Origin of the sequence: Acidisphaera sp. L21 (genome assembly GCF_009765685.1) — a bacterium.
In the GTDB taxonomy this organism is placed as follows: Bacteria; Pseudomonadota; Alphaproteobacteria; order Acetobacterales; family Acetobacteraceae; genus LMUY01.
Genome location: NZ_LMUY01000103.1, coordinates 137,268 through 162,897, shown reverse-complemented (window position 1 = coordinate 162,897; position 25,630 = coordinate 137,268). Strand labels below are relative to the sequence as shown.

Below are 25,630 nucleotides of genomic sequence, written 5' to 3'. Positions count from 1 at the left end.
GCGGCTCGGTTCAATGAACATCGCCATCGTCGGCTGCGGCTACGTCGCCGATATGTATATGCAGACGCTGCCCGGATTGGACGGGCTGACGTTGCTCGGTGCGTATGATCGCGATCCGGCGCGATTGGCCGCGTTCACCGCATTCCACAAAATCCCGGCCTACCCGAGCATGGAAGCGCTGCTGGCGGACGATCGTGTTGCCATGGTCGTCAATCTGACCAATCCACGCAGCCATCACGAAGTGAGCCTACGCGCGCTGGAGGCCGGGCGGCACGTCTACTCGGAAAAGCCGCTGGCAATGACGATGGCGGAGGCGGAGGACTTGGTGGCTGCCGCGAAGGTGCGTGGGCTGGGGCTGGCCGCAGCGCCGTGCAATCACCTCAGCGACGTGGTGCAGGCGCTGGCGGCCGAGTTGAAGGCCGGGCGGCTGGGCCGCGTGATGCTAGCGCAGGCCGAGATGGATGACGGCATGGTGCACATGCTGGACTACAAAAATTGGCGAAGCATTTCCGGCGCGCCCTGGGCAGCGCGAGACGAATTCGAAGTCGGCTGCACCATGGAGCATGCTGGCTACCAAATAACGCCGCTAGTGGCGCTGTTTGGGCCGGTGCGCCGGGTGACGGCCTTCAACGCGTTGCTGATCCCAGAAAAGGGCAAAGAACTGGGCGCCGAGGTCAGCAGCCCGGATCTGTCGATTGGGATGTTGGAATTTGATGGCGGTGTTGTCGCGCGGCTGACGAACACCATCATCGCGCCGAGCGACCGATCATTGCGTGTCATTGGGGAACGGGGTGTCGCGACAATCCCGGATGTATGGGAATACCATACCCCGCTGCGGATCTCGGCCACCGGCATGAGCTATGCCGCCCGGTTGTCGCGCAAGATCGAGAAGAAGGTATCGGGCGTTATCCCGCGGCTGTTAATCGGCCGCCGCTTGCCCGTTGCGCACGGCCGCAAGGTGCCGCGGACGCAAGGCGGCCACCGCATGGATTTCAGCCGCGGCATCGCGCAACTGGCTGCTCAGATCGAGCGTGGGGCGCCAAGCATGGTCGGTGCCGACCTCGCGCTGCACGTGACGGAGGTGACGTTGGCGCTGCAATCCCCCGCCACAGCGGCCCGCGCAGAAGTCATGCGGACCAGCGTGAGTTAGCGACGCCGCGGCACGATCAGCGCGACGGGAACACATAGGATTGCCAGGCCGAACGCGAAGGTGAATACCTGGTGCAGCGCGTTCCCCAGCGTCGGCACCCACCGGACAAGGTCATCGAGGGGCAGTGTAAGACGGCTCGCCGGGTCCATGAGGGCGCGGAGTGCGCCATGTGCCTCCGGCCCGGCTGCGGAAAGGCCGGCGTTGAGGATGCCCCCAAAGGCGGCGGCGCCGACGGCCTGCCCAACCAGGCGGGAGAAATAATACAGCGACGTCGCGCGGCCGCGATCTGCCTGTGACACGGCCATCTGGACCGCGACGGTGAATACCAGGCTTGTGCTTCCCAGCCCGGCGCCAAGGATCGCCGATGCGACCACCAGCAAGACGACGCTGTCGCGCGACAAAACCAACAGGCCCGCAGATCCCACCACTAGTGCGATCGAGGCAACGAGCGCCACGCTACGGTTGGGTAAGCGGCCCAAGGTGCGGCCCAGAATCATGGCAGTGCTGCTCCAGCACACCGTCATCACGCCGAGGATGAATCCGGCGGCGAGGGCATTGTCGCCCAAGACGCCTTGTACCCAAGCCGGCACGAACGCCGTTAGACCGATGATCAGTGCGCCGCAGAGCAGGGTGGAGGCGTTTGCCGCGAGAATGACTGGCAGGCGAAGTAGCTGCAGGGCCAGCATCGGGTCGGTCGTTTGCCGTTCCCGCACGCCGAAAACACCGAGGCACAATGCTGCCAGCACCAGCAACGCCGTGATTGTCGTGGTGGATAGCGTCTCCCACTGAACGAGAGTGGCCATACCGGCGCCGATGCCGACGGCCAACAGAATTGCACCGGCGACGTCAATCCGGCCGGCGACCCGTTGCGACACCGGGTCATGCAGATTGCGCCAAACCACGGCCATCGTGACCACGCCAATGGGCAGGTTGATCCAGAACACGAAGGGCCAGCCGACGGTCCCAACGCAGAGCGAGCCTAACAGGGGCCCGATGATGGCGGCGATGCCCCAGATGCCGCTGACGTAGCTCAGCATTCGGGCACGATCCGGTGGCGCTGAGACATCGCCAATAATGATCGTCGCCAGCGGAACCAGGCCGCCGCCACCCAATCCTTGTATAGCGCGGAAGACAATGAGCGCAGGCATGCTCCAGGCCACGCCGCAGAGTAGCGATCCCACGAGGAAAACAGCCGTGCTGCATAGGTAGACCGTTCGGCGACCGTAAAGATCTGCCAGCCGACCGTAGATCGGTGTCGTGACGGCTTGGCCGAGCAGATAAATTCCGAACGCCCAGGTGAACAGGTCGAAACCGCCGAGCCGGGCGACGATGGTCGGCATGGCCGTGCTGATGACGGTGACTTCGGCCGCAACCATAAACGTCGCGATCAGCATTGCGGCCACGACGTTACGCCGCGCGGCATTCGTCAGCACGTTCGGCGCCACGTTCATTCCCTGCATAGACGTTCTTCCAACCAGATCACCAAGTTGCGTGGTGGGAGGAGTAGTGGGTTGGCATCAGGCATGTCCATAGCCTAGCACATGATAGATTAGACTGCGTCTTAGTCGCAATTGTACGAAAAATAAGTGTGGCAGCCGGAGAGGCGGCTCCCTGAATTATCCCCAGCGATGAACTGCAAGCGCTGCGGCGCGCTTGAACCCTCAAAAGGAGACTAGCATGTCAGACAACCCGCTGGAATACGACAGCGCCCGCGAGCAGTTGATCCGCGAACGAGCCTACCTGCTGTGGGAGGCCGATGGCAGCCCGCATGGTGCCGATCTGGAATACTGGGAACGAGCCCGCGAACTGGTCGGCATGGAGCAGAGTGCCGGCGCGGGACAAAAGCCAGTGCCTAGTCCCGACGATCCGAGCGTGATCCTCGGCCAAGCAGTTGAAGAGGCCTCGATCCAGGACAATTTGGGGGAAATTCCCGGCCGCATGACTGACCAGGGTGAGCAGCGACAAACACCAAGCAAGCGTGTGAGGTAGTACTCTCGGATCATGGAAGCACGCTAGCTCCCATGATCCGATCTTGTGGGACGAGGATGGGCCGGATGGCTTAGGCGTAGCTTAACAACCTAGTTTACCACGTCGTCTGCAGCTAGAAGATGGATCGAGAACAACTCAGCCGGGTCTGTCCAAACCTTTTCGGAGCGCCACCCGGCGCGCTCCGCCATGCTGCGAAGTTGAGGCACCGTGTGCTTGTAGCTGTTCTCAGTATGAATGGTCTCACCGCCGTCAAACACGATCGTCGTTCCCCCAACGCTCACAGTCTGACGATGTGCGCAGACCAAATGCATTTCTATCCGACCCTCGCTATCATTCCATACGGCGCGGTGGGAGAAATTCTCGAGCTCGAAATCAGTCCCGATTTCCCGGTTGAGGTGGGACAGAAGGTTCAGGTTGAACGCCGCCGTCACACCCTGCGCGTCGTCATAGGCGGGAATGAGGATTGAGCTATCCTTGCGAAGATCCGCTCCAACGAGGAAACGAGCGTTTGCGCCCAATGTCTCCCGAACCTGGACGAGAAAGCGGTGGGCCGTCGCATGATCCAGATTCCCAATCGTCGAACCAGGAAAAAACCCGAAACGCTGTTGACTGGAGGTCTGATGCGGCAGGGCGAGTGGACGTAGAAAGTCCGCCGCCACTGGATGAACCGACAAAGATGGACGCGCGGTATGCAGGCGCTGGGTCAGATCCTGTAGCGCTGAATCGGCGATATCGACCGGAACATAGGCACTCGCCCCGATATGATCGAGCAACATCATGGCCTTGCTCTCATCGCTCGCACCGTATTCGACAAGCGCGCAGCCCGGCATGCGGGGCAACTCCGGTGCGACTTGCTGTAGCAGCGCCTGTTCGGTCCGAGTTACGTAATACTCTGGCAGACGGGTGATCTTCCCGAACAAACGGCATCCTTCGGCGTCGTAGAAAAACTTCGCCGGCAGCGTCTTTTGCGGCTGGCTGAGGCCCATCAAAACTTCTTCGACTATCGACGCTGCAGGCGCGTTGTAACCGTCTGGCATGGGCTTAGAGATCCAATGCTAGGCGCAGGCCAGTGAACTGCCAGCGCCGGTCGGGGTGAAAGAAATTGCGATAGGTTGGCCGTGTGTGACCCGGCGGCGTCGCCATGGAGCCGCCACGTAGAACCATCTGGTTGATCATGAACTTGCCGTTGTACTCGCCGATCGCGCCCGCGACCGGGCGGAAGCCCGGATAAGGAAGATAGGCGCTGGCGGTCCACTGCCAGACATGCCCCTCGCGCTCCGTTATACGTGGATCCTCGCTCGCAGCCTCCCACTCGAACTCAGTCGGAAGGCGTGCGTCGGACCAACGTGCAAAAGCGTCAGCCTCATACCAACTGACGTGGCGAACGGGCTCATCGAGGTCAATCGGGCGTTCGCCGCCTGGTGTGAACACCGTCCAACGATCGTCGGTCTTGCGCCAATACAGCGGGGCGTTCCAACCGTTCTCCTGCGCCGCAGCCCAACCCTCCGACATCCAGAGCGTCGGGGTTGTGTAACCACCGGCCGCGATGAACGCTAACCACGCGCGGTTCCGAACCAGCCGGTTCGCAAGGCGGTAGGGCGCTAGCAGCGACCTGTGGCTCGGCCCTTCATTATCGAAGGCAAAACGCTGGCTGTCATGGCCGATGTTGACGATCCCGCCCTCAAATACGATGAATTCGTCAGCAAGTGTGCTGGGGCTAGGTGGACACCAGGCGGGGATCATGGCGGGGGCAAGCGGGTTCTGCGCGAACGCGTGCAAAACGTCCGTCATCATCAGTTCTTGGTGCTGCTGCTCGTGTTGAAGCCCTAGGGCGAGGAGCGCCGAACTTGCGCGACCCGAGCCGATAAACTCCGCCATCGCGGCATCGACGTGGGCGCGGTATTCGGTGACGTGATCGGTGCTTGGGCGGGTGATCATGCCACGGGCGAAGCGAGGGTGTCGGGCGCCGACCGTCTCATAATACGAGTTAAAAAGGTAGCTGAATTCTGGGCTGAACGTCTTGTAGCCGTCCATATGCGGCGCGAGGATGAATTGCTCGAAAAACCAAGTCGTATGGGCACGATGCCATTTCGCGGGGCTGGCGTCGGGCATCGACTGAATACATTGGTCTTCGGGGGTGAGATTGCTGCAGATTGCCTCCGTATGGCGCCGAACCGCGAGAAAGGCGCCAATTTCGGTCTCGTCCATCAAGCCCATTGCCACCCTCCGCAGGTCGAACGGCGATCAAATGGCGATGGTTCCCAGGAATTCTAGCTCTTCCACTCCAAAACCTGTTCGGTCAGCGGATTTACGAACGGGCGATCCTCAACTTGGCTCGCTAAATATTCGCGTTTGAGCCGCATCAGCCAGGCAATCTGGATATCGGGGTCGCCGACGAACAGCATGGGCGGGGTCGCTGCGCCATGGGCAAGTTTCGCAGCCATATCGAGGTCTTGGCTCAGGAAATCGCGCGCCATCCAGGCAGCAAAGGGGCGCAGCGGCGCCAACCAGGGCATCGTCCAGTAGACGCAATAATGGACGTCCGTGGTGGTTTCCGTCACGGGTGTAACGGCCGCAAGCACGCAGGCGGAATGGCGGCTGCCTCGGATATGCTCGATACGCAACCCAGGTAAGCCAATGGTGACGTCGACCTGAACGTCTGTTCCCATGAGGCGATACGGACGAGCGCCGCCGCTCAGTTGGTGGGATTTCATGCGGAAACCGTGGTGCGCAGGCTCGAACGCTTTTTTCTTGGGACGTAGCTTTAGGCCGGCCTTGGACTTCCACCAGCGCGAGGTGTGGACGAATGCGGGGTGCGCCGGGTCGCAAAAGCCATAGGCGGCGATGTCGGCATTGGACGGGAAGCGCATGGTCGTGGCGATCTGCGGCGCGATCCCATCGAAGCCAGGAACCTGCGGCACATCAGGCAGGGTGTTGGGCAGCGTGCGGCCGGCTGGGATATAGACCCAGACGTTGCCTTGGACGTCGCGGCAAGGATAGGAGCGCAGGCGAAAGCGGCCTGGTTGCGTCGGATCGGCGTCTGCGAGAGCCGGAATGTGGATGCAGACGCCGTTTTCGGCCGAGAACTGCCAGCCGTGGTAGCAGCATTGAAGATTGGTGCCATCGAAACTGCCGTGCCGCATCGGCATACCGCGATGGGGGCACCGGTCCGAGTAGGCGAAAACCTGCCCATCTGGGCGGCGGCCAATCAGCAGTTCGTCGCCCAGGAGTGTAACCGGTTTGGTCGCCCCCTTGGCGAGGGCGCGGGACAAACCGGCGATATACCAGAAGCCACGGAGCATTCCGGATTGGTTGGTGCCTGACATGCCCTGACCTAGCGGGTCAGAGCCGAGCGCGGAAGTGGGGGGGGATGGACCAGAGCTCCCCGGCATTGACGTGCAGGTCGAAGGTATACGTCTCGTGCTCGCGGCCTATGCCACTGTCCACCGTGCGCTTCAGCCAATCGCGGATCGGCGCGGCCGCCGGGTCGAATTCGACAGGGTCGAGGCGGGGCAGCGCAGCCATAGCGTCGAACAATTCGGCCCAATCGCGATCGGCCACGCGCTGGTGGGCGCCGAAATCACCCTTTGCCCAGGCCATATCGCGGGTCTTCTTCAGGCGCTGCATCCCGATGTCGCGGTCCGCCCAGTGCAGGTGAAAGAGATAGAGCGGTGCAAACGCCAATGGTTGGTCGGCGCAATGGAAACCCGGCGCCCAGGCGATAGCGCGCCGGGTTAGCACCGGTTTACACATCGCGCTGGTGAAGCGGACCCATTGCCGCTGATCGCCGAGGGGGCTGGCGGGATTTAATGGCGGTTCAATGACGGGGACGTGCTGGACGTCAAACCCAATCGTCGATACGGTCTGCAGGCTCGTCGCGGCGCAGAAAGCCGGTAAGTCAGAGAAATGGTGAGGGTCGGCTAGGACCAACTCATCGACGTCTGTATGGATTACCCAGTCATAGTAGTTTAGCAGACTGGCCGTAAGCCCAGAGATAAACCGCGCGCGCCGCTGATCGTCGTGCGGAGATCGTGGAATACGAATCGTGTTTACGCCAGGCGGGAGCACCAATGGCTCAGTCGAGCCGTGATCGACGACATAGCAATGGTCGGCTCCAACCTGGCGCGCGTAGTGCCGCGCCCAGACCGGCAGAAGCACCGATTCATTGTAGGCCATGGTGATCGAGGCGACTTTTGGCGGCATCATATCCCGGGTGGATTGCCGGAACACTAGACAACGAGCAGCCAAGCGGGGCAACTGCCGCCCCGCTTCTAGATCGCGATTTTGTAAAGCTAGGACGGGTGGTGCTTTGGCACCGCATGCCCAGGAGTGACTATCCGAGAGCGCAAGCGGCTGAAACGCAGCCAATCATCGCGAGAGCGCTCGCTGTGAACAGGAAGCGGGTCAGTAGATAACGATGAGCCATTTGCCTCACTCCTCCGTGGCATCGCTTGATAGTCCCGTCTCTCACGAAGCACATCCTCAGCTTTGTGCGGAATTGTAACCGGGCAGGCAGCCGCGGCGTCAATGAGAAGATGCTGGGGCGTCAGCCACGATTTGGATTGGAATGTCGTTGCTCTCGCGAATCCTGGATTGAAATAATCCGGCAAGGAGTGAGCAGTGATCGACCGTTTTTGACCAATAATACCACTGGCCTTGCCAGACCCCGGGCGGGATCGGGATGGTCAGGATGAAGCGCTGATCGCGCCCCACGTCGGTGAGGGTGGTGGTGGTGTTGAGCAGCGGATAGAATTGCTTGATCCGCGTCCCGTTATGGTCGACCCAAGTCCACAGCCAACGCGACGTGTCCGTTGGGCAATCACGGGTGCGGTCGAACTCGAAATATAGGTCGATATGGCCATTGCGGGTGGCAACGCCGTCGACCTCCTGCGCCTCATGGATCACGATAGGGGAGATGCGGTTGGTCCACACGATCAAGCCGAAGCCGAATAGGCCGCCGAGTGCCAGGCCAGCAAGGCCCGCGACGATATTGCGACGGCATATCGGGCTGCGTAGGTTGATCCTCATTGCGGATGCCTTGCGATAGTGAGGAGCCAGGTGACGGCGCTTATTAGCATCCCCACGACACCGCCAATGACGGCAGTAACGGCGGATTTGCTTGCCTCGGTTCGGCGAATTTCGTTGTTTTCACGTTGGCGGCGAATGAAGCGGAAATCGTCCCGTAGGTCGTTCACATCGCCCATCTCGGTAATGTCGATGCCGAGCAGGCGAAAAGTGTCGGTGATCGAGCGAAACGCCGCGCGTTCGGCGAGTTCCTGGGCCCGCAAGTCGGGTTTGGCGTCGTCTGGCATGGGCCACGGTCTTCCTGGTGTGCGGTCAGGCGACAGCGAACCATCCCTGCGAGTCGGCGCCGAGGCGTTTGATCCAAAGGGTTTGGCCGACGCCGCCGTCGAGATTGCGATAGTCCGAACCCGGCGGCGCTGTGACCACGCCAATGGGGCTTCCGTGGCCGATTGCGGCGATATAACCGCCTGGGTCGGCGTCGGTGCTGACCCGGAAGTGCCCGGTGGTGGATGGGCGAACGATGAGGTCGGCATCATGGAGGGTGCGCAGTAAAAGGCTGCCGTCGCCGGGCGGTGCGATGTAGTCGGCCAGCGGGACGTTGTCGGCCCGCCAAGCGCCGAAGACACCGGTGAAGGTGATCGTGGCGTTGGCCGGGACAGTGATGTCGCCAAGCGTCCAATTTTCCTGGAACGGGTTGGACCCGGCGCGGGCGAAGTGGACCGCGGTATTGCAGGCGAGGCGCACGCGCCGCCCCTCGATCACGGAAAGACCCACCGAGGCGGTGGCCGCTGCGCCCGTTCCGTCGCCCGAGATGGTGACAGCGACGGGGCTGCCTGGCGAACCGTAGCCAGAGCCGGGACTGACGATTGCAACCCCGATGAGCGCGCCATTGGCGATGTACGCGATAGCAGTGGCGCCTGTGCCGGTGCCGGATATTGCAACCGCGGCGTGGGTGTAGCCAGAGCCGCCGGCGGTCGGCTTGATGAACGTGATCTGCCCGGCGACGTTCAGTTGGTGCATCGTTTTGATGGATTGCACGCCGGAAGGTACGGCACTGAGCATGACTTCATCGGCGATGTCGGGCAGAAGAATGGTTTGCAGGCCGTTTACCGCGGTGGGATTGGCGAATAGGCGCTGGGTGTTGTTCCAGCGGTTACCCTCGATCAGGACGCTGTCGGTATTGGTGTAGAGGCACTGGCCGATGCTGGCATCGGAGGTTCCGAAGAAGTTGTTGCGGGCGACAAGAACGGATTGTGGTCCGTCGATCAGCCAGATGCCGCCGCCATTGCCGGAGGAAATGCCGATCGTGTTGTCGGTGATGGCCAGGTTGCTGCAGGCGAGGCCGAAATTATTGCCAGCGCCGTCGGTTTCGACGTTGTAGACCAGCATGCCCCAGCCATTGTCCTGGAGGACATTCGACCGCACCGTTACGGCCTGGCTACCGCCAGGATTGATGCCGCAGGCGGCTCCGGTGATGTGGTTACCGGCGATATCCAGGACGATGCTGCCGCCTGAATCGATCCCGAATTGGCTGTTGCCGGTGATCGTGTTGTCGGCGACGCGGGAGTAGGCGGCGTTGACCAGAATGCCAGCGCCACCATTTCCCGTATTGCCATTGGCCGTCAGCAGGTTCGACTGCACCAGTAGGGAACGCCCGGAGACGGCGATGCCGTAATAGATATTGTCGTGGCAGATATTATCGACCACGGCAGCGCCAATTGCGTCTGGATTGGCGTTGCCCCAGCTGGGGGGTTCGCGGTTGGTTGCGTTGAAGTTGCCAACGGCAATACCGCGTGCGTTGTTCCAGCAGGAATTGCCCGAGATGAGGGCAAGCCGAACCGCCTGGACGAAGGTGGCGTCGTTATAATCGACGTTAATGCCGTATGCGACGTTGTCGTGCACGCGGTTGTTCGTGATTCGCGCGCCGTCGACGGCCTGGACCCAGATTCCATGGGCAGCATTTGCCATCGCCTCACACGAGTCGATGACATGACCAGTCGTCGCAGGATCGGAGGCGAGAATGGTGAGGCCGTTGCCGAGGCTGGGACCACCCGCATTGGTGAAAACGCAGTTGTGAAACTCGGTGCGTAGACACGTGGGGGCAACGAGGACGGCCCAGTTTTCACCAGGTATGGCGGGGCTATTGGCGTCGAAGATGATGCCGTGGGCGCGAAAGCTCGGCCCCTGGATAGCGATCCAGGCACCGCCGGTGGCTTGGGCTTTGCGCCGGAGCCGGGTTTGGCCGGGTGCGCCAAGTAGTATCGCGGCAACCGGGATCGTCCATTGCCCGCTGACGGCGTAGGTGCGCGGGCCAAGCAGAATGGGCCGCAACGTAGCGACGGCAGCAGCGAGGGAAGCTGTGTCGTCGGTGACGCCGTCACCGATCGCGCCGAAGGATTCGGGTGAGACGGCTGCTGCGAAAAGGTCGGCAAGGCTGCGCGGGGTGGTTCCACCGGCTGGCGTTACAAGGGCGGATGATGCGTCAAGGCTTGCAAGGTTTAAAGCGGCAGCCGGCGTCATGGATAGGCTGCCGTTGGCGAGTGTGAGCCCGCCACCGATCGTGATTGGTTCCGGCAAGCCGGAGCCGCTGGACGTACGGCCCAGCAAATTTGCTGTTGGAAGCGTGATCTGCGACTGCGTGCCCGCGAGTAACTGAGCGCGAGTGACGCGCCGCAGAACGCCAGACTGGGAAGCAAGCAATTCGTCGGTGTCCGCAGCGGCCGGTGCTGGTGCGAGTTGGTCGACTGTCGGCATCAGGAGCCTGCCATGATCGGATTGCCGTTCTGATCAACCAGGCGCTCGCCAGTGTCGGTCACTATTGTACCGTCGTTGGCGGGCTGGGCTGCTAGAGTGGCCACGGGAAGATAGACGGAGCGCGCTATGGTGCGGCCTGCCTGGGTGCCGATCTTCAGCGTGACAGTATAGGTGACACCGGGTTGACCGCCGGCCAGCCATAACACGGCGCGGCTGCCATCGGCGGCGGCGGATGACAGCGCCAGGTCACCGGTTGCTGACGGGTTGATGGTGATGTCGAGGGTGGAAATTGCATCGCCGTCGTTGCCGATAAGCGCCGGTGCGATGTCGAACTGGTAGTCCAGCAGGTCGCTCGGGTCCTTCAGCGGCCAGGAGAGTAAGGCGGGCGCTTGGGCGGCCGTTCCGCGCGGGACCGGGACGAAAGCGTCCAGGGTAATGCTGCGCGCGGCGCTCGGCCGCCAGACATGGGTGGCAGTCGTGGTCATGGATGTTCCTTAGCAAGTCGAGACGCGGCGCGGATGACGGGGAGCTAGTAGCGAATTGCCACGAAGGATTGGGCCTGGGCCGCCACTGCAGAGACGGCGCCCGCGGGGGGGTAGGGGCAGTGGAAGGACTGGCCTGGCTGCAGTGGGATCGAGGTTGGCAAGCCCGCGGCGGCGGTCGTCGTCAGGTCGATGTAAAGGATGGCTGTGCCAGTGTTCACAAAGTCGCATCCCGTGGCGACGCTGCTGGCGGCAAATACCGTCACGGCGGTGTTCGGGGTGACGATCGCGGACGTAGATGGCGCGGCGAACGTGACCGGGCTGGGCTTTGCCACGGGACAAGGGCCTGCTGTGAAGGTGTTGTCGCTGCTGGGGCAGGTGATGACGACGGTGCCGGCCCTACCGTCCCGTGTCGCGTACGAACTGCTGACGGATTGCGCACTGGCGAATACCGGAACGATAAATAGCAGGATGGCGAAAATGCGGATCAAGACTAGAACTCCACGATGACGACGCCGGGTGCGCCGGGGCCGCCCGCGCCGCTGACGCTGTAAGCGGCGCCGCCGCCGGAGCCGGGGGCGAGCGCTATTTGTTCGGTGGCACTACCGGTGGATGCGGCGCGGCCGCCGCCACCGAAATAGGAGACGCCGCCATTGCCGGCGAACATGACCGTTCCTGCGTTCCCGTCGGAGCCATAGCCGCCGCGTAGGTTCAGAGAGCCACCGAAGCCCGCACCGGGAGCGCCGCCCGAGGCGAAGGATTGAGCGTTGCCGCCGCCAGAGCCGCCAGTGGCGGACATGGCGCTGCCGAAGTTGCTGGTGCCACCTGCTGTGGCTGCGGCGACGTTTCCCGCTGCTCCGCCGCCGGCGACCGTGATCGGAATGACCTGGCCCGGGGTGACTTGGACAATGCCCTCCGCATAGCCGCCGGCACCACCGCCGGCGCCACCTTGACCGGACGCGCCACCACCGCCGCCGCCGCAGAGCCGAACTCTGACAGACGTGCTGCCATTCGGGACGACGAAGTTGCCCGACGCGGTGAAGGTCGCCATGCGGGAGAAGCCGGGAGTGAGGCCGCTGAGCTTGAACGCAATGAAAGGTGCGCCGGGATAGGTCGCGATGCTGGAGGAGGTGATTTGGGTTTGGCCGTAATTGACCGTGACGACGTAGAGCCCGCTCCAACCTGCATCGACGGGCGGCGTCACCTGCGAGCCAGCGTTGGCCGGGGCGGACGGTTTGACCTGAAACTGCACGCGTTGGATGCGTTGGGTGTTTTCGGCGATCCCGCTGTTCCCGGGGCCGCTGAACGGAAGAGCGGGGTTGGCGGCATTGTAGTAGGGAAGGACGATTGCCGTTGTGTCGGTTTCGCTGAAGCTAGCCTGGATGAGGTAGTTGATGGACTGGCCCGACGTGGCTGGTGCGGTCAGGGTCAGGTTGGTCAGGTTGGTTGAAACTCCCATCCGCACGAGCGGCTCAACATTGTCGGCTGGTAGGGAGCCAAAGGCCGCCGCATCAATGGCACCGAACGACCCGATGCTGCCGGGGTTGAGCACGATGGTGAGGCTTGCGGGCGTCGTGGCGAAACACTCCAGCCCGTCGACGAAGGTCGATGCGCCGAGCGTCGCCTGGGTCAGGTAGCCGAGTGCAACCATGGTGTTGCGTTGAATGGACAAGAGGTCGGTGTCGAGCGGGATGCTTCCCGGGTAGACTATCTGGCGATCCACGTAGGGGTTTCCTCAGTTGGTGATCCGAAGCCACGCGGTGGATGCCGTTGGCATCACGGCGGTGACGGCGGCGGCAATGTCTGCGTCGGTGACCTGGCCGCTAATCTGCGCGAGGCTGGCGCGGGCGAGGGGGCCGCCGGTGGCATACCCCGCGATATTGGCGATGCCAACGCCCTGGGGACGCCGGGCGGTGACGAAGACCTGGAACGGCAATTCGAGGCTGCCCCAGGCCCCGGCCACTGCGTAACCCATCGAGGCTGTTGCATAGGCGCCGGTGTCGGTGATGCGCGATGGCTCGAAGATGATGGGAATATGTCCCGTGAGGTCCTGCAGAGTGGAGAGCAGCGCGAAGCGGGTGGCGTGTTCGCGCCTGAGTGCCTGTTGCAGACGGACGCGGAAGCTGTCGTCGGACTCACCGATACGGCGGGGAAGGCGGTCGGCGAAGAAGTCCGTGCTTGCGCCCTCGAGGAAAGACGTGGTGGCGGTTGCGATGCGGCTCTGTAGACGGACGTATGCGAGCAGGGCGTACAGCGCCGACCATGCGATGGCGAGTCCGGATAGGACGCTGTCCAGCACGGGGGTGTCGTCGGGGAACCACCGGGTTGGGAGAGCGGATTTGATGCGGGTAATGAAGTCGGGTGCGTCACCAGTCATGTCAGTTCACCGCAATCGTTCCAGGCTTTACAACGCCAGTGGCTGACGGAACGAGATCGTTACCGCCGTTGATGGTGAGGAGGGAGACGTTGCTTATCGAAGGGTCTGCGGCGTAGGCGAGAGCGGCGAGGCGGGAGGTGCGGAGTGGTACACCGATTGGCAGGGTCGAGATGTAGTTGGTGATGGCGTTGGATACGGCCAACTGGGCAGCGGCATGGTTCACCGTTGGCGTCGTGATGGTGATGGAAACATTGGCGGCGATTGGCTGGGGCGGCTGGATGGCGAATTGTGTGCCGACGGGGCGCACTGCGTCGATCGCGGCGGCGACTAGTGCAATCAACGTCGACGGTGGCGAGCCAGATCCGTCATCAATGGTTACGGTAAAGAAACCCGGGCGGGTGGCGCCGGACGGATCGGTGTTTTCAGCCAGGACGAAGCCGATGCCCTGTTGCAGTGATTGGATTGCAAAGGCGATGGCGCGCGGAGTTGCACGCGAGCGGCTATCGATGAAGTTGCCAAAGCGGACGCGTAGGGCGGCGTCGGGCTCGGCATCAAGACCGCCGGCAGCCGCGGCGGGGTTGGTGACAGCGTCGATACCCGGCATGGCAGAGGCGAGGAGGGAAATTGCACCCGCCTGGACGTTGCCGATGACGCCGGATGTTGTAGCGGCGGCCGAGATGGCGATGGCGGTGACGGATGGGACGACGGCGTAGCTGTTCGTCGTGGCGGAGAAGTCGGGGTTGGCCGGGTCGGCCAGGACGGTGAAGGTGACGGTATTGTCGCCGGTTTTAACCTGTGCGCCGACGGGGATGGTTGCGGGGAAGCCCGGCGTGATTCGAGAGAAGACGAGCGTCGTGGCTGCGGCCTGGCCGGGTAGGCGAGCAAGGCCGAAATCGGCAACCCAGGTGTCGAGATCGGCGCCATTGGAAGTTGCCGCGCGGGTTGCGGCCAACACCTGCACGATGAGCCATTGCAGCCATAGAGCAAGCGAGGCATTCGCCTCCAGAATCGCGCGGAGAACACTGCCGGTGGTGAGGTCGACGAGCACGCGTGCGCTGCCCTGGACGCCAGCGGCCATATTGCGCACCAGCGTTGTAAAGTCCTGAAGTTCAAGCTGCATGTTTGACCTATGCGCAAGCGGTTGGCGTCAGGTGACGAAGGCGATCGTCTGAGTGCCGCCGGTGGTTGCGTCGGCGTAGCGAATGTGGACATAGATCGCGCCGGCCGGGTCCGGCACCAGGTCGATGATCGGTTCGGGGGTTTGTGCGACGGCGGCCTCTTTGAAGATCTGCCCGCGAATGGCGGCACGAATGGCGGCGGCGGCGCCGGGTTGGCCGACGAATGAGGCGAGACCTGCGCCGTAATCCAGTGCCCATAGGTATTCGCCGGTGCTCGTGAGCAGGCGGCGCAGGACGCGCTGTTGCGTGACAGAAGGGATGTCGGCGGTGGCGAGGTCGCCGGTGGGAGACCAGGCTAGATCATTGCCCCAGAGTTGAGATAGGTCGGGCATGGGTACTTCCTAAGTCGCGATCAATCAATCCGGCATGCTGGTGGTGGAAGGGATTGGCGGATGAAGGTGCGCGTTATAGTGGGCGCGCAGGGCGCTGAGTGCGCCGTGGCTGTCATAGACGTCACCCGCGGCACGAACGTCGCCGGTGACCTGGACGGTGCCGGTGACGTAGACGTCCGCCTTGATCTGCACGGTTCCGTCATTCTGCAGTTTGAGGAAGCTGCCGGATTTATGGACTAGCCAGAATTCACCGCAGGGGGCTGCAGGTGGGGTGGTTTTGGCCGACCAACTGGCGCCGAGGATGAGACCGTGTTCGGCATCGCCCTCTTGCGGGAAAACGAGCACCTGGTCGCCGGGTGAGGGCGGGCAGACTAGGCCCCAGCCATTACCGACCCAGGGTGTGAGCAAGGGGAGCCAGCCGGTGAGCACGCCCTCCGGCTGGAGGGTGACGCGGGCGGTGGCGGTGGTGGGGTCGACGGAGGTGACGGTGCCGAAGCGTGGTACACCGGCTGCCTGGTCCTGATTGGCGCCCTGGGCTTTCAGCGCGTTGAGCAAACGATCCAAACCCTGGCTCCTATGACGTGTCGATCGAGGCGTTGGAGGGAATGTTCTTAAGGTGCAGCCGCTCGGTAAAGCCGTGTGCAGCGCTGAAATGCCGGTCGAGTTCGGCGACGTAGTAGATCTGGTCGAAATCGGTGCCGGTGCCGGTGAGTAAGATTTGACTACGGGGCGTCAGCGATAGTTCGCCGGGGAGTTCGGCATGTACGTTGCGCTCGTGCGCCGAGAGATCGGTGAGGATGCGTTTTGCTAGCTGGGCTGCGTCATCTGGGGCGAGATTGGGTCGGACGACGACGATGCGCTGGACCGGACCGCTGCGCTTGCCTCTGGCGGCGCTGCGGGCGGTTTGGGTGAAGGCATTTTGCTGGCGGCTGTTCCAGGACTTGACCGTGACCTCGATATCGCGGGCGAGGGTGAGGGCGTGTTCGAGCTGGAGGCTGATGCAGAGATCGGGGGAGAGGGTGAGCACCGCCGGCGTGTCAGGGGGCGGGGCGAAGGTTAGGGTTTGGCCGGTGACAAATACCTCGAAGCCTTCGCGGGCAGCGAGGAAGGTGAGGAGATCCCATTCCGTTGTGGCGCGCGAGAACTGGCCGAGTGTGATGCGGTCGTGCTCCGTGGCGTAGTAGCGGCCAGCGAGTGTGGAGGTGGCGGTAATATCGGGGGTGAGGCTATGGCGGCCGGCGAGGGTGGTGGCGATCTCGCTGGCGGTTTGGTTGCTGAAGGTTTCTTGAGTCCGGGCGTCTAGCAGGCGAGCGGTGAGGTCGCGGCCCTCGACGTCGACGATGCCGTTCAGGACGTCGCAAGTGATTGTATCGGTCTCGCCCTGGAGCAAGCTTGTGGGAGCGCCGCCGAGGGTTGATTGGATTTCGATGACGGCGCCGGGTTGGAAAAGGGTTTCCGCATCGGTGGGGGAGAGTGCAAAGCGGAGACGAAAGCGTGCTGCGGCGAAGTGAGCGTTGTCGAAGATGTCGCCGTCGATGAGGTTCGGCAGTTCGGCCCCGTCCGAAAGGGCGGTGATGCTGGGGGTGCGAAGACTATTGTCGGGCAATGCCGCCCCCGGCGGTGGGATCCGGATTGGGAAGCCTGAGCACTGTGAGCCCGGTCAGGACCGGGTCGGACAGCGCGTTCAACTCCGCAATGCGGATCCATTGTGTGGCGTCACCAAGCTGTTCGGCGGCGATGCGGAAAAGATTTCCACCTGCGACGGTAAGGTTCCCCATCAGGTGCTGGCGGTAGACAGATTGCGGGCCGCGCGAGCGGTGTAGGCCCGCGCGTTGCTGAGCTGTGCAAGCAGGCCCGCCGAGGCGGTGGCGGAGGGTAGGTCTGACGATTGCAGGCCCGGTTCAGCGGCGGCGAGTTGGCCGTCGATTCCAGTGAGCGTGGTAGCGAGCGTGGTTTGAGCAGCGGCATAGGCCGCGGTGCCTGCGGTGGTGGCGCCCGGCGTACCGATAGCGACAGAGGCGGCGGTGGCGAAGGAGCCGGCGGCTAGCAGGTCGGCGCTGATGGCGGGTGTGAGTTGGATGGCCGAGGTGACGAGCGCGGCCGCTTCGTCCCGTAGGACGGTGCAGGAAAGGCGATAGGGAATCCACCAGGGACTGCGATAGTCCGCCTCCAGCGTCTCAATGATGACTGTGTAGAAGAAGGCGTCCCAAGAAAGTGGGAGGGCGGCCCCGGCGACGCGGAGGGTGTCGAGCAGGCGGGCGCGATCGGCGGCGTCGGGGCCGGTAAAGATGCCAGAAAAGGCAATATCCGCCGGGTCGGGACCGAGGGCGTCGATGATGCGTAGGCCGCCGGGTAAGCGGTGGATGGCCAAGCGTTGGTGGCCGCCAAGGGTGATGGAACTGGGAAGCTCGAATCCGGCGAAAGCGACTGGGCCGAGGGTCAGACTAAAATCGGACATTCAGAAGCCTTGTGCTTGGCCGGACCATAGGGGGGTCTGGCGGGGGTCGGGACCGGTTGGGCCGGCGGCGGGGCGGGAGGCCTGGCGGGCGAGGCTGCTGGTCATCCACCGCCCGACGCGGGCGCCGTCGAGGACGATGTCGCCCTGCAGGGTGATGGGGGCGGCCTGCTGCGGCGGTGGGGCAAAGGACGCGGCGGCCGGCTGCTGGGGAGATGCGGCCGGGCGCGCGGAGGGCGGTTGGTAGGTCGGCGCGCCGGGTGGCGGAGATTGCGGGGCGGTGAAAGAAGGGGGGCTGCCAATGTTGGTGATCGACGGCGCAGTAAGGACGGCCCGCTGACGCATTGGCACTGGTTGGATCTGTGATGACGCGGGTGGTGCCGCCCGGGCCGCAATTGGCTTGGTGGCAGGTTGCTGAGGCCTCGAAGGTGGCGATGCCTGCGCGGGGAGCGCTTGGGTGAACGCCGCGGATCTGATCGTGGTGGCCGTTCTGGTGACCGAAGCGGCAGCGCGGGCCGGGATGGTGGGGCTGGAGGACAGTGCTGCGGCTTGCGGCGGTGCGGCGTCTCTCGTGTTGGTTGGTGCAGCGGCGGATTGCGAGAGGATGGGAGCGGTATCGCGGGCTACGGCCACCGATCCGGCGGCTGAAGGGGCTGCAACCGCTGCGCCTGGGCGACTTTGCTGAGGCGGTTGGAGGGAACCGGACGGCCGCTGTGAAGGTGTTTGCAGCGCCGCCTGCGCTCGCGGCGGGAGTGGTTGGCTGGGTGCCTTGGCAAGCGGTGCCGAAGGCGAAACTGGTGCAGGCGTTGCAATCGGCTGTGTCGGGATTACGGCCGGTGCGATGAATGATGTTGAAGTCGTCGCAGCGGGTGGCGTCGGCCGGGCGGGTAGTTCAGCGGCATCGGTGGCGGGGGGTGCCGACTGGGTGGCCGGTCCGGCGATGGCGGGTAGTGGCGGCCGGGTGATGCCGGTTGCGGCGGATTGGGTCCGGAGTTGGGCCAGGTGCTGGGATGTTGCGGCGATTGCGCGGTCCAGCGCCGATAGGTCGCGGCGGATGAGGGCGATGCCGTCGCTGACGCCATCCTGGAGGGCAAGGGAGATGCCGATCTCGTAGGCTTCTAGCATGGGCGGTGCCTCTGAGTTAGGTCTGGCCTATTTCAGGCGATGTATCAGCAGGTCTACGAGGACCCGGCCGATCTCGCGCGCAATCGGCTCTGCCAGGGCGGTGGCGGCGGGGGCGAGGAATGGGCGGGGTGGGATGGTGGCGGTGCCGAGTTCCTGTGGCGCGGCCGCCGGATCGTTGGAGCCGATTTGCGCGGCAAGGCCGTCGGTGCTGGCGGCGATGCTGGCCTGGAGTTGCCCAGATTGACGCCAGGGACGGTCGTGCGGACCGCCGGGTGGAGTGGCGAGGTTGGCGCGCACGGCCTCGGCCAGACGGTTGGACTGGGCAGCGAGGACCGTGGCCAGGGTGTCCGTAATCGGAAGATCCGATAGGGCTGCAGCGGCTTGGGCGGGAGTCATCGGAACATCACTCCGACCATGTGTGGGTTGCCCAGTCGAAAGCGCGGCCGGTGTCGAGGCGACCGAGGACGACGACCCAGGCGAGGCGATCTTCGCGGCTCAGGGAAAACGCAACGTCGAAGGGCACCCCGTTGCGGACCAGGTATAGGCTGTCCACAAGATCGGGGTGCTCGCTCAGTTTCCCGCGGTGGCGACGGCCAGGCCTTCGGTGTCCGTGGGGTCGAGGCAAGCGGCGATCGCGTTTATGCCGTCATCGCCGAGGCGATCGACGGCGGCATCGATCTGGGGTTCGCTGGTTGGGCGCGGCATTGGGACGCCGTCGATGGCGATGACGGTGAAGGCGAGCATGGCTAGGCCGAGATAGCGGTCGTTGCCGGAGAGGATTGGGCCGGCCGCCTTGAACAGGTGCAGGCGGTCCAGGGTGGTGGGGCGACGGATTGTGAGTGTGCGACCCACCGCGTCGGTGATGGTGCGGATGTCTTGGGCGGCGGCGACGTAGGATTGTGTAGGGGTTTGCATCGTTGGCTCCCGGATCGACTTTCTCGAATGAGGAAGGCGGGGCTTGGGTTAGACCCGGCGGCGGCGAGTGGCGAAGAATTCCAATTTCTGCTTCACGGCAGCGTCACCGCGCCAGGCGCCGGCGGCTGATAGTTTGAAGACGGCGCCATCGTATTGATAGGTGCTGGTGCTACTGTCGGCTTCGCTCACATACTGGTACAAGGTGCTGGCGGTGAGCTGGCCATTGGTGAAATAGGCCTGCTCGGTGGTGGCGATGAAGTCATCGGCGACACTGTTGCCGCGCTCGAGTTCGAAGCTGCCCTCCCAGCCTTTCGGCAGTTCGGCGGCGAGTTGCGTGCCGTCCAGCCGGTCGATGCGGATGGGCTGGGTCATCTGGCGGCTGTCGAAGCCGGTGACGTGAGTGAGGTCGACACGACCCTGAGGGCCGATGACGACGAGTTGGCAGTCGCGGCCGAGAGTAAAGGCGTTGGTGGGCACTGAGGCTGCTCCTTAGCTGCTGATCTGCCCGGACGGCAGGGTCTGGCGGGTGACCTGGACGGTCTGGCCGCCCTCCATGTTGACGATGAACTTCTCGTTGATCGCCTGGTATTGGATCTGGGCGTCGGACTGGACGTAGCCGAGGCTGGTGCGGCTGTTGGGGTTATTGGAAGTGTCGCAGACGACGCCGAAGGGGAGGGATCCGTCGGTGCTGCCGAGGATACCCTGGGAGAGTAGGTTCTGCAGGAAGGAAAGCTGGGTGGCTCGGATGCGGCGGAACAGGGTGGCGTTGATGACCTGGCCGACGAATTGGCCCATGCCGGCGGCAAGCGTGCTGGCGATGTAGTTGGTCATGCGCGTGTAGTTGTCGCCGTTCGTTGCAGCGTTGGAGCTGGAGTTGTGGCCACCGCGCACGCCCCAAAATGTGCCTGCAGGTTGCGGGTTGGCGATGACGTCGATGCCGTTACCCAACAATTGCGCAAGTTCGGCACTGCTGTAGCTGGTGGTTTGGCCGGAGCCGGGCGTGCCGGATTTCTGGCTGCCGATGACGCCGTAAAGCTGCTTGTTGAGGCTGGATTGCTCCGGCGAGAGGTTCGCGAGCCGGCCGGCGGTGAAGCCCTGCGGGGATACGAGGCGGATCGAGGCGTTGGTCTGGTCATTCCAGTAGAGCCAATCACCGAACATCAGCTTGACGCCGTAGCTGTCGAGCCCGGCGGCCTGTTTCGCACTGATGGCGGTGGCCAGCGTGTCTCCGGACGGGCCGGTGGCGATCATGTAGACGCCTTCGGACAGGGCAAAGTCCGCCTGGACCGAGAATTGGCCCGCATCATCCGCATCCGCCAGCAGGCCGATGCTGCAGCCCTGGCCGCGCAGGGCGTAGAGGCCGCGGCGCGGCAGGGTGTCGACGCCGACCAGTGTCGCGGCATTGATGCTGGTGGCGCCGTCGGTGCCGCCGAGCAGGGCTTGGTTGGAGAGAGCTTGTGGAGCGGTGCTGGTGGCGGAGCCGAGTGAGGCGACAACAAGCTGGCTGGGACCGCGCAGAGCCGAGGCGCCGTTGTTGATTGCGTTGGCCAGGTTGGTCCAGAACACTGCCGGGCTGGGTGCGGCTATGTTGTCGAACTGTTCGGGCGTAAGACCTGGGATAGCGAGGGTGAGGCGCCAGGTGCCGGCTTGCGAACCGCTGGTGATGTTGACGGCGATGCTGTTGCCGAGGCTGCCGGTGTAGCGCGCCACGAGTTCGAGGGGGTATGACCCGCCAGCATAGAAGATGGCGTATGTCGCGGCCATGTCCGTCCCGTCGGTGACGCGGACGCAGCGGAAGTTGCTGGCGCCTTGCTGCACGGCGGTGGCGACCTGGGTGCCCATGTCATATTTGCGGGCGAGAACCGGGCCGAAGGTACGGGCGTAGTCGGCCATGGAGGCCAGGGTGACCGGCTGATTGACGGGACCCCAGGACGCGGTGCCGACGACGCCGAGAACGTTGGTCGGCACGCCATTGAGGACGAGGTTCTGCGGCGGGACGATCTGGACGTAAAGGTCCGGCACGACAAGTGCGGTGGTGTTGATCGAGCCCTGTTGGACAATCGGCATGCTCAGTGCTCCGTCGTCGGGGTGGGCTGGGGAATGGCCACGACGCAGCCGGCGTGTTCGGAGGCGAGCATGGCGGTGACGTCGGAAGGCGTGGTGATGCGGTCGCCGATCGCGTGCGGACCAAAGGCGCGCACGACGACAAGGATTATATCCATGGAAGCTCCGTTCAGGCGGTGATGACTGACGCGCCGAGGCCCAGGGTGCCGAAGAGCATCGATGGCTGGGTGGCGACCTGCGTCGTTGGGAACTCGACGGTGTAAAGAAGGTCGCGGCGATAGAGGGCGGCGTCCTGGCGTTGATCGAATGTGGTGGTGGAGACGTAGCGTAGCCGGGCGGCCGAACCGTCGGGGAGAGTCAGGAACGGCGTGGCGGCGAACGTGATGTCCAGGGTGTTGCAGGTGGCGTCGCGCAGGTCTGGCGTGGGGCACCAGGCGGTAACCCGAAACTCCTGCTGTTGGCGGCGGAGTTCCAGGTTGGCAGAGGCGTCGGCGGCGGTGCGGGCGACGAGGCTGGTGGCGTTCGGAATGGTCACTGTGGTGCCGGCGGCGGTGGCGGGGCGGATCGGGTTGATGGCGGCTGCTAGGATGGCGGCGACGAGCGCCGGGTTGTCGGCGTCTATCGTGCGATGGACGTAGGACTTGCCTTCAACGAGTATGCCTGCGAGTTGCCCGGCATCAGCAGACCCAGCGAAGGTGACGGTGTTACCAGTGACGGACACGGTGAGCGTCGGGGTTACGGGATCGGGCATCCAGTCGAGCGTGTAGCGGGTGGTGAGGCGGGTGGCGCCGGGGACGGGGAATACGGTGATGTTGACGTTGCCCGCAGCCAGGTCTGCATCTAGGGCGGTGGCATTGGGCCAGCCGCGATAGAGGCGGATGGTGCTGGCGATAGCCGGATCAGCCGCAGTGCCGTTGGGGTACAGGGCGGCGGCGGCCAATTCGGTAAGGGCCGTTTCGGCGTCGGATTGCGTGGGCATTAGGTCGACGCCTGTTTGGCGAGCAGACGCCAGCCGAGAAATGTGCGTTCTACAGAACCGATGACGTAGGCGCTGCCCTGGTCGTCGCTAATGAGATCGGCGGGACGCAGGCCGACGGGGATGGTGGGCAGCAGGATGGTCCAATTGGGCGTTGTGGCGTCGCCGGGTAGGTCGCCGGGGGAGCCGGTACCCGCGAACAGGATCGAGGCAGGCCAAGCGCTGAGGATAGTGGTCGCCGTCGCCGTGGTAAGACCGCCATAAGCATTGACGCCGGCGGCGCCCGGGCTGGCAGCCCGAGTGATCGTGACGATGCGGTTGGTTAGGATGCAGAACGCTGGAAGCAGCGGTTGCTGGGCGGAGATGAAGAAGGTGCCGATCTCGCCGACCAGGTAGTCGCCGGGTCGTGTGTAGGCGGTGTCGAAAATGCCACCCCAACCCGCATGGCCGTAGCCGACCGGGTGCCGGAGGGAGAGGTTTTCGTCGGCGAAGGCAGCTGGCAGGCGCAGGTAGCGGTGTTCGGGGGCAAGCGGATTGTGAGCGGTCCGGGGACGGAAGGCGTCGTATGGTGGTCCGACGTGGCGCGCGGCGGTGCCGAGGCCGCGGGCTATGCGGTCCTGTATTTGCCGGTAGTGCATGATGCCGGGCTAGACGATGAGGGTGACGGTGGATCGGTTCTGCAGCGCCGGACCAGGCGGTAGACCCAGGAAGCCGCAGAGGCGGCGGCCCCAGTCGAATTCCAGGTTCTGCCGATCGGCGAGTTCGTTGGGATTACGGGTCCAGACGGCGGCAGCGGCAGTGTCCAAATTTTCGGCGGCGGACGGAATGGCGCGTTCAAAGCCACGCAGCGTCGCGAGGTGGGTGCGCAGGACGGTTTCCTCTGCAGCCGACAGGTTGTTGAGGCGGTATTCGAGGGTGCCGTAGGCTTGGAAGAAGCGGTAGCCGGTGTTGCCGCTGGGGGCCGCACCGTAGGCAGGATAGCCGCAGAAGCGTCGGGCATCGGTCTTTTCGGCGTCGGTGAGCATGGATACGGTCCCTGCGGCGCGAATGTTGGGCCTAGCCTACGTGCTCGATCATGACGGCGCGCTTGAACGAGGCGTTGGTCGCGGTGGGGATGATGGTTGGATTGGTTGTGGTGTCGCTGGGAGCGCAGAAGCCGCCGATCCAGTACCAGGACTGGGCGATGATCTGCTGCAGACGGTCTATCGGCTCGCGAGTGACCATGGCGATGCCGTCGACCATGGTGACGATGCTGTCCTTGGGGGCGACGTCGTCTGCCGCCATGCCGGCGAAATCACCCTCGATAAGGGCTCCCTTGCCGCAGATGATCGGGCGGCGGACGACGGCGCCGGCGATGGTCGGGTGGGCTTGGACGTAGGCTTCGGTCGTGGGGATGAAGCGGAGGCCGAGGAAGTCGTTGACCATGCCCTGTTTGAAGACCTGGTTGGCCGAGGTGGCGCCGGTAAAGAGGCGCTGGAAGTCCTGGTCGGCAAAAAGCTGGCGGGCGCTGACCGGATCGAGATAGCAGTTGTATACGCCGTCGATTTCCGGCACGGCGTTCATGCGGAGCTTTGCCACGGCGTCCAGCAGGTTGGCCATGCCGAGCGTGTCAGTGGCGATGAGACCAGCGGTGGTGGTGCGCGTATTTGGCCGCAGCACGACCGAGGCGTTGGCGGCCTGGACGGCGTTGCCGACGGTGCCGTCGCTGATGCTGACGGAACTGCTGAAGGTGAGGCTGCCGGATAGGCCGCCCGGTGCGGTGGAGACGTTCGTGCCGTCCGCCGTGGCGCCGGTGAGGGTGTAGGCGTTGGCGCCGACGGTTACAGTCAGGGTGGCTGCGCCGGAGACGGGAGTTTGGATGCCGTTGACGAAAACCATCTGGAAGCCGCGGATGTCGTCCACGGCGATGACCGGGCCGGCGGAGCCAAGGGTTGTCCGCAGCCGCGTGTTGCCGCCGAAATACGGAGCGAAGAGGGCGTTACGGGCCAACTCGTCGAGCGACCGGGCTGCCTGCTGGCCGTTCGAGTAGGCGTTCAGCAGGAATTGTCCTTCGATCCCGACGCGAGATGTGACCATGTTGAGGTCGGTAGTGGACGCGTAGTGGTTGATCGTGATCGTGTATTGCTCGACACCCCAGGAGGTCGGGGTGAGGCCGTTGTCGAGGTTGGTATTGGTTGAGGCTGCGAGCGGGGTGGTGACGGAGGGTTTAAGACCGGCGCGGGTCTTGGTAAGGGTCTCGCCGATGCCAACCGCAAAGGCTTCGCGATCCGCGATGGCGCGATAGCCCAGGCGGGAAGTGAGGGCGTGTTCGAACTCGCGCTCGAGAAAGCCCTGCTGGATGATGGGCTGGAGCGAGAGGGGGAAGTTCTGGATGCCCATGTGGGTCCCTTGAATATGGAGGTCTGGGTATGGCGCAGCCGCGGATGAACGTTGCGCTCGGCGATGGAAGTGCGGTGCTGTCTTTGCTGCCCGGGAGCGGGGCGGAAGGGTCGGTGACGCTCACGCCGGGTCAGTTGCTGGAGTTGATTGGGGCGCTGGGCGCTGCACGGGCCAGGCTGGTGGGGGATTTGCCGCCAGATGCCAAGGAGCGCGGGCTGGAGGCCACCGGGGTGCAGGCGGTCGTTGCACCGGCCTGGATCGTCCGGCCGGAGGCGCTCACTGAAGGCTCGATGTTGGCGTTCGCGCATCCAGCGTTTGGCACGGTGGGGTTCGTGCTGGCGGCAGCCGAGGTGCGGAAAATGGTTTCGGCGCTGACCAGCCATCTTGGGATGGTGCATTCCGGCGAGGTCGGCGAGGCGCGGAACTAGC

Annotated in this window: 32 protein-coding genes; 4 read left to right on the top strand and 28 right to left on the bottom strand. The window is 64.0% G+C overall.

Features of this window, described 5'->3' with window-relative positions:
* Nucleotides 1–13 precede the first annotated feature (13 nt).
* The gene (locus GSQ76_RS21240; protein ID WP_158746101.1) at nucleotides 14–1,150 is read left to right on the top strand and encodes a Gfo/Idh/MocA family protein; all 1,137 of its coding nucleotides are present in this window, start codon (nucleotides 14–16) and stop codon (nucleotides 1,148–1,150) included.
* Here the strand turns inward: GSQ76_RS21240 and GSQ76_RS21235 are convergent.
* Nucleotides 1,147–2,610, bottom strand: coding sequence for an MFS transporter (locus tag GSQ76_RS21235; protein ID WP_158746100.1), 1,464 nt, complete (start codon nucleotides 2,608–2,610; stop codon nucleotides 1,147–1,149). The two genes, GSQ76_RS21240 and GSQ76_RS21235, sit on opposite strands and share 4 nt — an antisense overlap.
* Before the next feature lie 217 nt (nucleotides 2,611–2,827).
* Here GSQ76_RS21235 and GSQ76_RS21230 point away from each other — a divergent pair, with 217 nt between their 5' ends.
* Nucleotides 2,828–3,139, top strand: a complete 312-nt coding sequence (locus GSQ76_RS21230) for a DUF2934 domain-containing protein (protein ID WP_158746099.1) — start codon at nucleotides 2,828–2,830, stop codon at nucleotides 3,137–3,139.
* 89 nt (nucleotides 3,140–3,228) lie between these two features.
* Here GSQ76_RS21230 and egtD read toward each other — a convergent pair whose 3' ends face one another.
* The 18 genes from egtD to GSQ76_RS21140 all read right to left on the bottom strand — a co-directional run bounded on the left by egtD (nucleotide 3,229) and on the right by GSQ76_RS21140 (nucleotide 18,093).
* Nucleotides 3,229–4,176 carry an L-histidine N(alpha)-methyltransferase gene (gene egtD / locus GSQ76_RS21225; protein ID WP_158746098.1) on the bottom strand — a complete coding sequence of 316 codons (948 nt, stop codon included), beginning with the start codon at nucleotides 4,174–4,176 and terminating at the stop codon, nucleotides 3,229–3,231.
* A gap of 4 nt (nucleotides 4,177–4,180) precedes the next feature.
* On the bottom strand, nucleotides 4,181–5,347 hold the full coding sequence (gene egtB, locus GSQ76_RS21220) for an ergothioneine biosynthesis protein EgtB (protein ID WP_254070544.1): 1,167 nt from the start codon (nucleotides 5,345–5,347) through the stop codon (nucleotides 4,181–4,183).
* Between the two features lie 62 nt (nucleotides 5,348–5,409).
* Nucleotides 5,410–6,441, bottom strand: coding sequence for a Rieske 2Fe-2S domain-containing protein (locus tag GSQ76_RS21215; RefSeq protein ID WP_256367011.1), 1,032 nt, complete (start codon nucleotides 6,439–6,441; stop codon nucleotides 5,410–5,412).
* Between the two features lie 40 nt (nucleotides 6,442–6,481).
* Nucleotides 6,482–7,297: a glycosyltransferase family 2 protein gene (locus GSQ76_RS21210; RefSeq protein ID WP_158746095.1), complete on the bottom strand. Its 816-nt coding sequence runs from the start codon at nucleotides 7,295–7,297 to the stop codon at nucleotides 6,482–6,484.
* A 366-nt stretch (nucleotides 7,298–7,663) separates the two neighbouring features.
* The gene (locus GSQ76_RS21205) at nucleotides 7,664–8,077 is read right to left on the bottom strand and encodes a hypothetical protein (RefSeq protein ID WP_158746094.1); all 414 of its coding nucleotides are present in this window, start codon (nucleotides 8,075–8,077) and stop codon (nucleotides 7,664–7,666) included.
* A gap of 86 nt (nucleotides 8,078–8,163) precedes the next feature.
* Nucleotides 8,164–8,451 (bottom strand): hypothetical protein, encoded by a 288-nt coding sequence (locus tag GSQ76_RS21200; RefSeq protein WP_158746093.1) that lies wholly within the window; start codon nucleotides 8,449–8,451, stop codon nucleotides 8,164–8,166.
* A gap of 25 nt (nucleotides 8,452–8,476) precedes the next feature.
* The gene (locus tag GSQ76_RS21195) at nucleotides 8,477–10,918 is read right to left on the bottom strand and encodes a right-handed parallel beta-helix repeat-containing protein (RefSeq protein WP_158746092.1); all 2,442 of its coding nucleotides are present in this window, start codon (nucleotides 10,916–10,918) and stop codon (nucleotides 8,477–8,479) included.
* On the bottom strand, nucleotides 10,918–11,403 hold the full coding sequence (locus GSQ76_RS21190) for a hypothetical protein (RefSeq protein ID WP_158746091.1): 486 nt from the start codon (nucleotides 11,401–11,403) through the stop codon (nucleotides 10,918–10,920). Before GSQ76_RS21190 ends, GSQ76_RS21195 begins: the two co-directional genes overlap by 1 nt.
* A gap of 44 nt (nucleotides 11,404–11,447) precedes the next feature.
* Nucleotides 11,448–11,891 carry a hypothetical protein gene (locus tag GSQ76_RS21185; RefSeq protein WP_158746090.1) on the bottom strand — a complete coding sequence of 148 codons (444 nt, stop codon included), beginning with the start codon at nucleotides 11,889–11,891 and terminating at the stop codon, nucleotides 11,448–11,450.
* A gap of 2 nt (nucleotides 11,892–11,893) precedes the next feature.
* On the bottom strand, nucleotides 11,894–13,123 hold the full coding sequence (locus GSQ76_RS21180; protein ID WP_158746089.1) for a glycine-rich domain-containing protein: 1,230 nt from the start codon (nucleotides 13,121–13,123) through the stop codon (nucleotides 11,894–11,896).
* 12 nt (nucleotides 13,124–13,135) lie between these two features.
* Complete coding sequence (locus tag GSQ76_RS21175; RefSeq protein ID WP_158746088.1) at nucleotides 13,136–13,777, bottom strand: hypothetical protein; 642 nt, start codon at nucleotides 13,775–13,777, stop codon at nucleotides 13,136–13,138.
* Nucleotide 13,778: 1 nt separating this feature from the next.
* The gene (locus GSQ76_RS21170) at nucleotides 13,779–14,897 is read right to left on the bottom strand and encodes a baseplate J/gp47 family protein (protein WP_158746087.1); all 1,119 of its coding nucleotides are present in this window, start codon (nucleotides 14,895–14,897) and stop codon (nucleotides 13,779–13,781) included.
* A gap of 27 nt (nucleotides 14,898–14,924) precedes the next feature.
* The gene (locus GSQ76_RS21165; RefSeq protein ID WP_158746086.1) at nucleotides 14,925–15,287 is read right to left on the bottom strand and encodes a hypothetical protein; all 363 of its coding nucleotides are present in this window, start codon (nucleotides 15,285–15,287) and stop codon (nucleotides 14,925–14,927) included.
* Nucleotides 15,288–15,311: 24 nt separating this feature from the next.
* Nucleotides 15,312–15,851 (bottom strand): phage baseplate assembly protein V, encoded by a 540-nt coding sequence (locus tag GSQ76_RS21160; protein ID WP_158746085.1) that lies wholly within the window; start codon nucleotides 15,849–15,851, stop codon nucleotides 15,312–15,314.
* A gap of 10 nt (nucleotides 15,852–15,861) precedes the next feature.
* Nucleotides 15,862–16,893 (bottom strand): phage late control D family protein, encoded by a 1,032-nt coding sequence (locus GSQ76_RS21155; RefSeq protein WP_158746084.1) that lies wholly within the window; start codon nucleotides 16,891–16,893, stop codon nucleotides 15,862–15,864.
* Nucleotides 16,880–17,065: a hypothetical protein gene (locus tag GSQ76_RS21150; protein ID WP_158746083.1), complete on the bottom strand. Its 186-nt coding sequence runs from the start codon at nucleotides 17,063–17,065 to the stop codon at nucleotides 16,880–16,882. The genes GSQ76_RS21155 and GSQ76_RS21150 overlap by 14 nt, the downstream gene beginning before the upstream one ends.
* A complete protein-coding gene (locus GSQ76_RS21145) occupies nucleotides 17,065–17,745 on the bottom strand; it encodes a hypothetical protein (RefSeq protein ID WP_158746082.1) in 681 nt (226 codons plus the stop codon). Before GSQ76_RS21145 ends, GSQ76_RS21150 begins: the two co-directional genes overlap by 1 nt.
* Entirely contained in the window at nucleotides 17,746–18,093 is a 348-nt protein-coding gene (locus GSQ76_RS21140) for a hypothetical protein (RefSeq protein WP_216851195.1), read from the bottom strand.
* Between the two features lie 106 nt (nucleotides 18,094–18,199).
* Here GSQ76_RS21140 and GSQ76_RS21135 point away from each other — a divergent pair, with 106 nt between their 5' ends.
* Nucleotides 18,200–18,427, top strand: a complete 228-nt coding sequence (locus GSQ76_RS21135) for a hypothetical protein (protein WP_158746080.1) — start codon at nucleotides 18,200–18,202, stop codon at nucleotides 18,425–18,427.
* Nucleotides 18,428–18,894: 467 nt separating this feature from the next.
* Here the strand turns inward: GSQ76_RS21135 and GSQ76_RS21130 are convergent, their stop codons facing one another.
* From GSQ76_RS21130 to GSQ76_RS21090, 9 genes are all read right to left on the bottom strand, one after another.
* Complete coding sequence (locus tag GSQ76_RS21130; RefSeq protein WP_158746079.1) at nucleotides 18,895–19,263, bottom strand: hypothetical protein; 369 nt, start codon at nucleotides 19,261–19,263, stop codon at nucleotides 18,895–18,897.
* Between the two features lie 174 nt (nucleotides 19,264–19,437).
* Nucleotides 19,438–19,782, bottom strand: coding sequence for a hypothetical protein (locus GSQ76_RS21125; protein ID WP_158746078.1), 345 nt, complete (start codon nucleotides 19,780–19,782; stop codon nucleotides 19,438–19,440).
* A 48-nt stretch (nucleotides 19,783–19,830) separates the two neighbouring features.
* Nucleotides 19,831–20,259, bottom strand: a complete 429-nt coding sequence (locus GSQ76_RS21120; protein WP_158746077.1) for a hypothetical protein — start codon at nucleotides 20,257–20,259, stop codon at nucleotides 19,831–19,833.
* Between the two features lie 12 nt (nucleotides 20,260–20,271).
* Complete coding sequence (locus GSQ76_RS21115; protein ID WP_158746076.1) at nucleotides 20,272–21,849, bottom strand: phage tail protein; 1,578 nt, start codon at nucleotides 21,847–21,849, stop codon at nucleotides 20,272–20,274.
* 2 nt (nucleotides 21,850–21,851) lie between these two features.
* The gene (locus tag GSQ76_RS21110) at nucleotides 21,852–22,004 is read right to left on the bottom strand and encodes a hypothetical protein (protein ID WP_158746075.1); all 153 of its coding nucleotides are present in this window, start codon (nucleotides 22,002–22,004) and stop codon (nucleotides 21,852–21,854) included.
* Nucleotides 22,005–22,015: 11 nt separating this feature from the next.
* Entirely contained in the window at nucleotides 22,016–22,825 is an 810-nt protein-coding gene (locus GSQ76_RS21105; protein WP_158746074.1) for a hypothetical protein, read from the bottom strand.
* Nucleotides 22,825–23,460 (bottom strand): hypothetical protein, encoded by a 636-nt coding sequence (locus GSQ76_RS21100; RefSeq protein WP_158746073.1) that lies wholly within the window; start codon nucleotides 23,458–23,460, stop codon nucleotides 22,825–22,827. The genes GSQ76_RS21105 and GSQ76_RS21100 overlap by 1 nt, the downstream gene beginning before the upstream one ends.
* 9 nt (nucleotides 23,461–23,469) lie before the next feature.
* Nucleotides 23,470–23,847 carry a hypothetical protein gene (locus GSQ76_RS21095; RefSeq protein ID WP_158746072.1) on the bottom strand — a complete coding sequence of 126 codons (378 nt, stop codon included), beginning with the start codon at nucleotides 23,845–23,847 and terminating at the stop codon, nucleotides 23,470–23,472.
* Nucleotides 23,848–23,878: 31 nt separating this feature from the next.
* Nucleotides 23,879–25,201: a DUF4043 domain-containing protein gene (locus GSQ76_RS21090; protein ID WP_158746071.1), complete on the bottom strand. Its 1,323-nt coding sequence runs from the start codon at nucleotides 25,199–25,201 to the stop codon at nucleotides 23,879–23,881.
* Between the two features lie 29 nt (nucleotides 25,202–25,230).
* Between GSQ76_RS21090 and GSQ76_RS21085 the strand changes: the two genes are divergently transcribed.
* Nucleotides 25,231–25,629, top strand: a complete 399-nt coding sequence (locus tag GSQ76_RS21085) for a hypothetical protein (RefSeq protein WP_158746070.1) — start codon at nucleotides 25,231–25,233, stop codon at nucleotides 25,627–25,629.
* Nucleotide 25,630 lies beyond the last annotated feature (1 nt).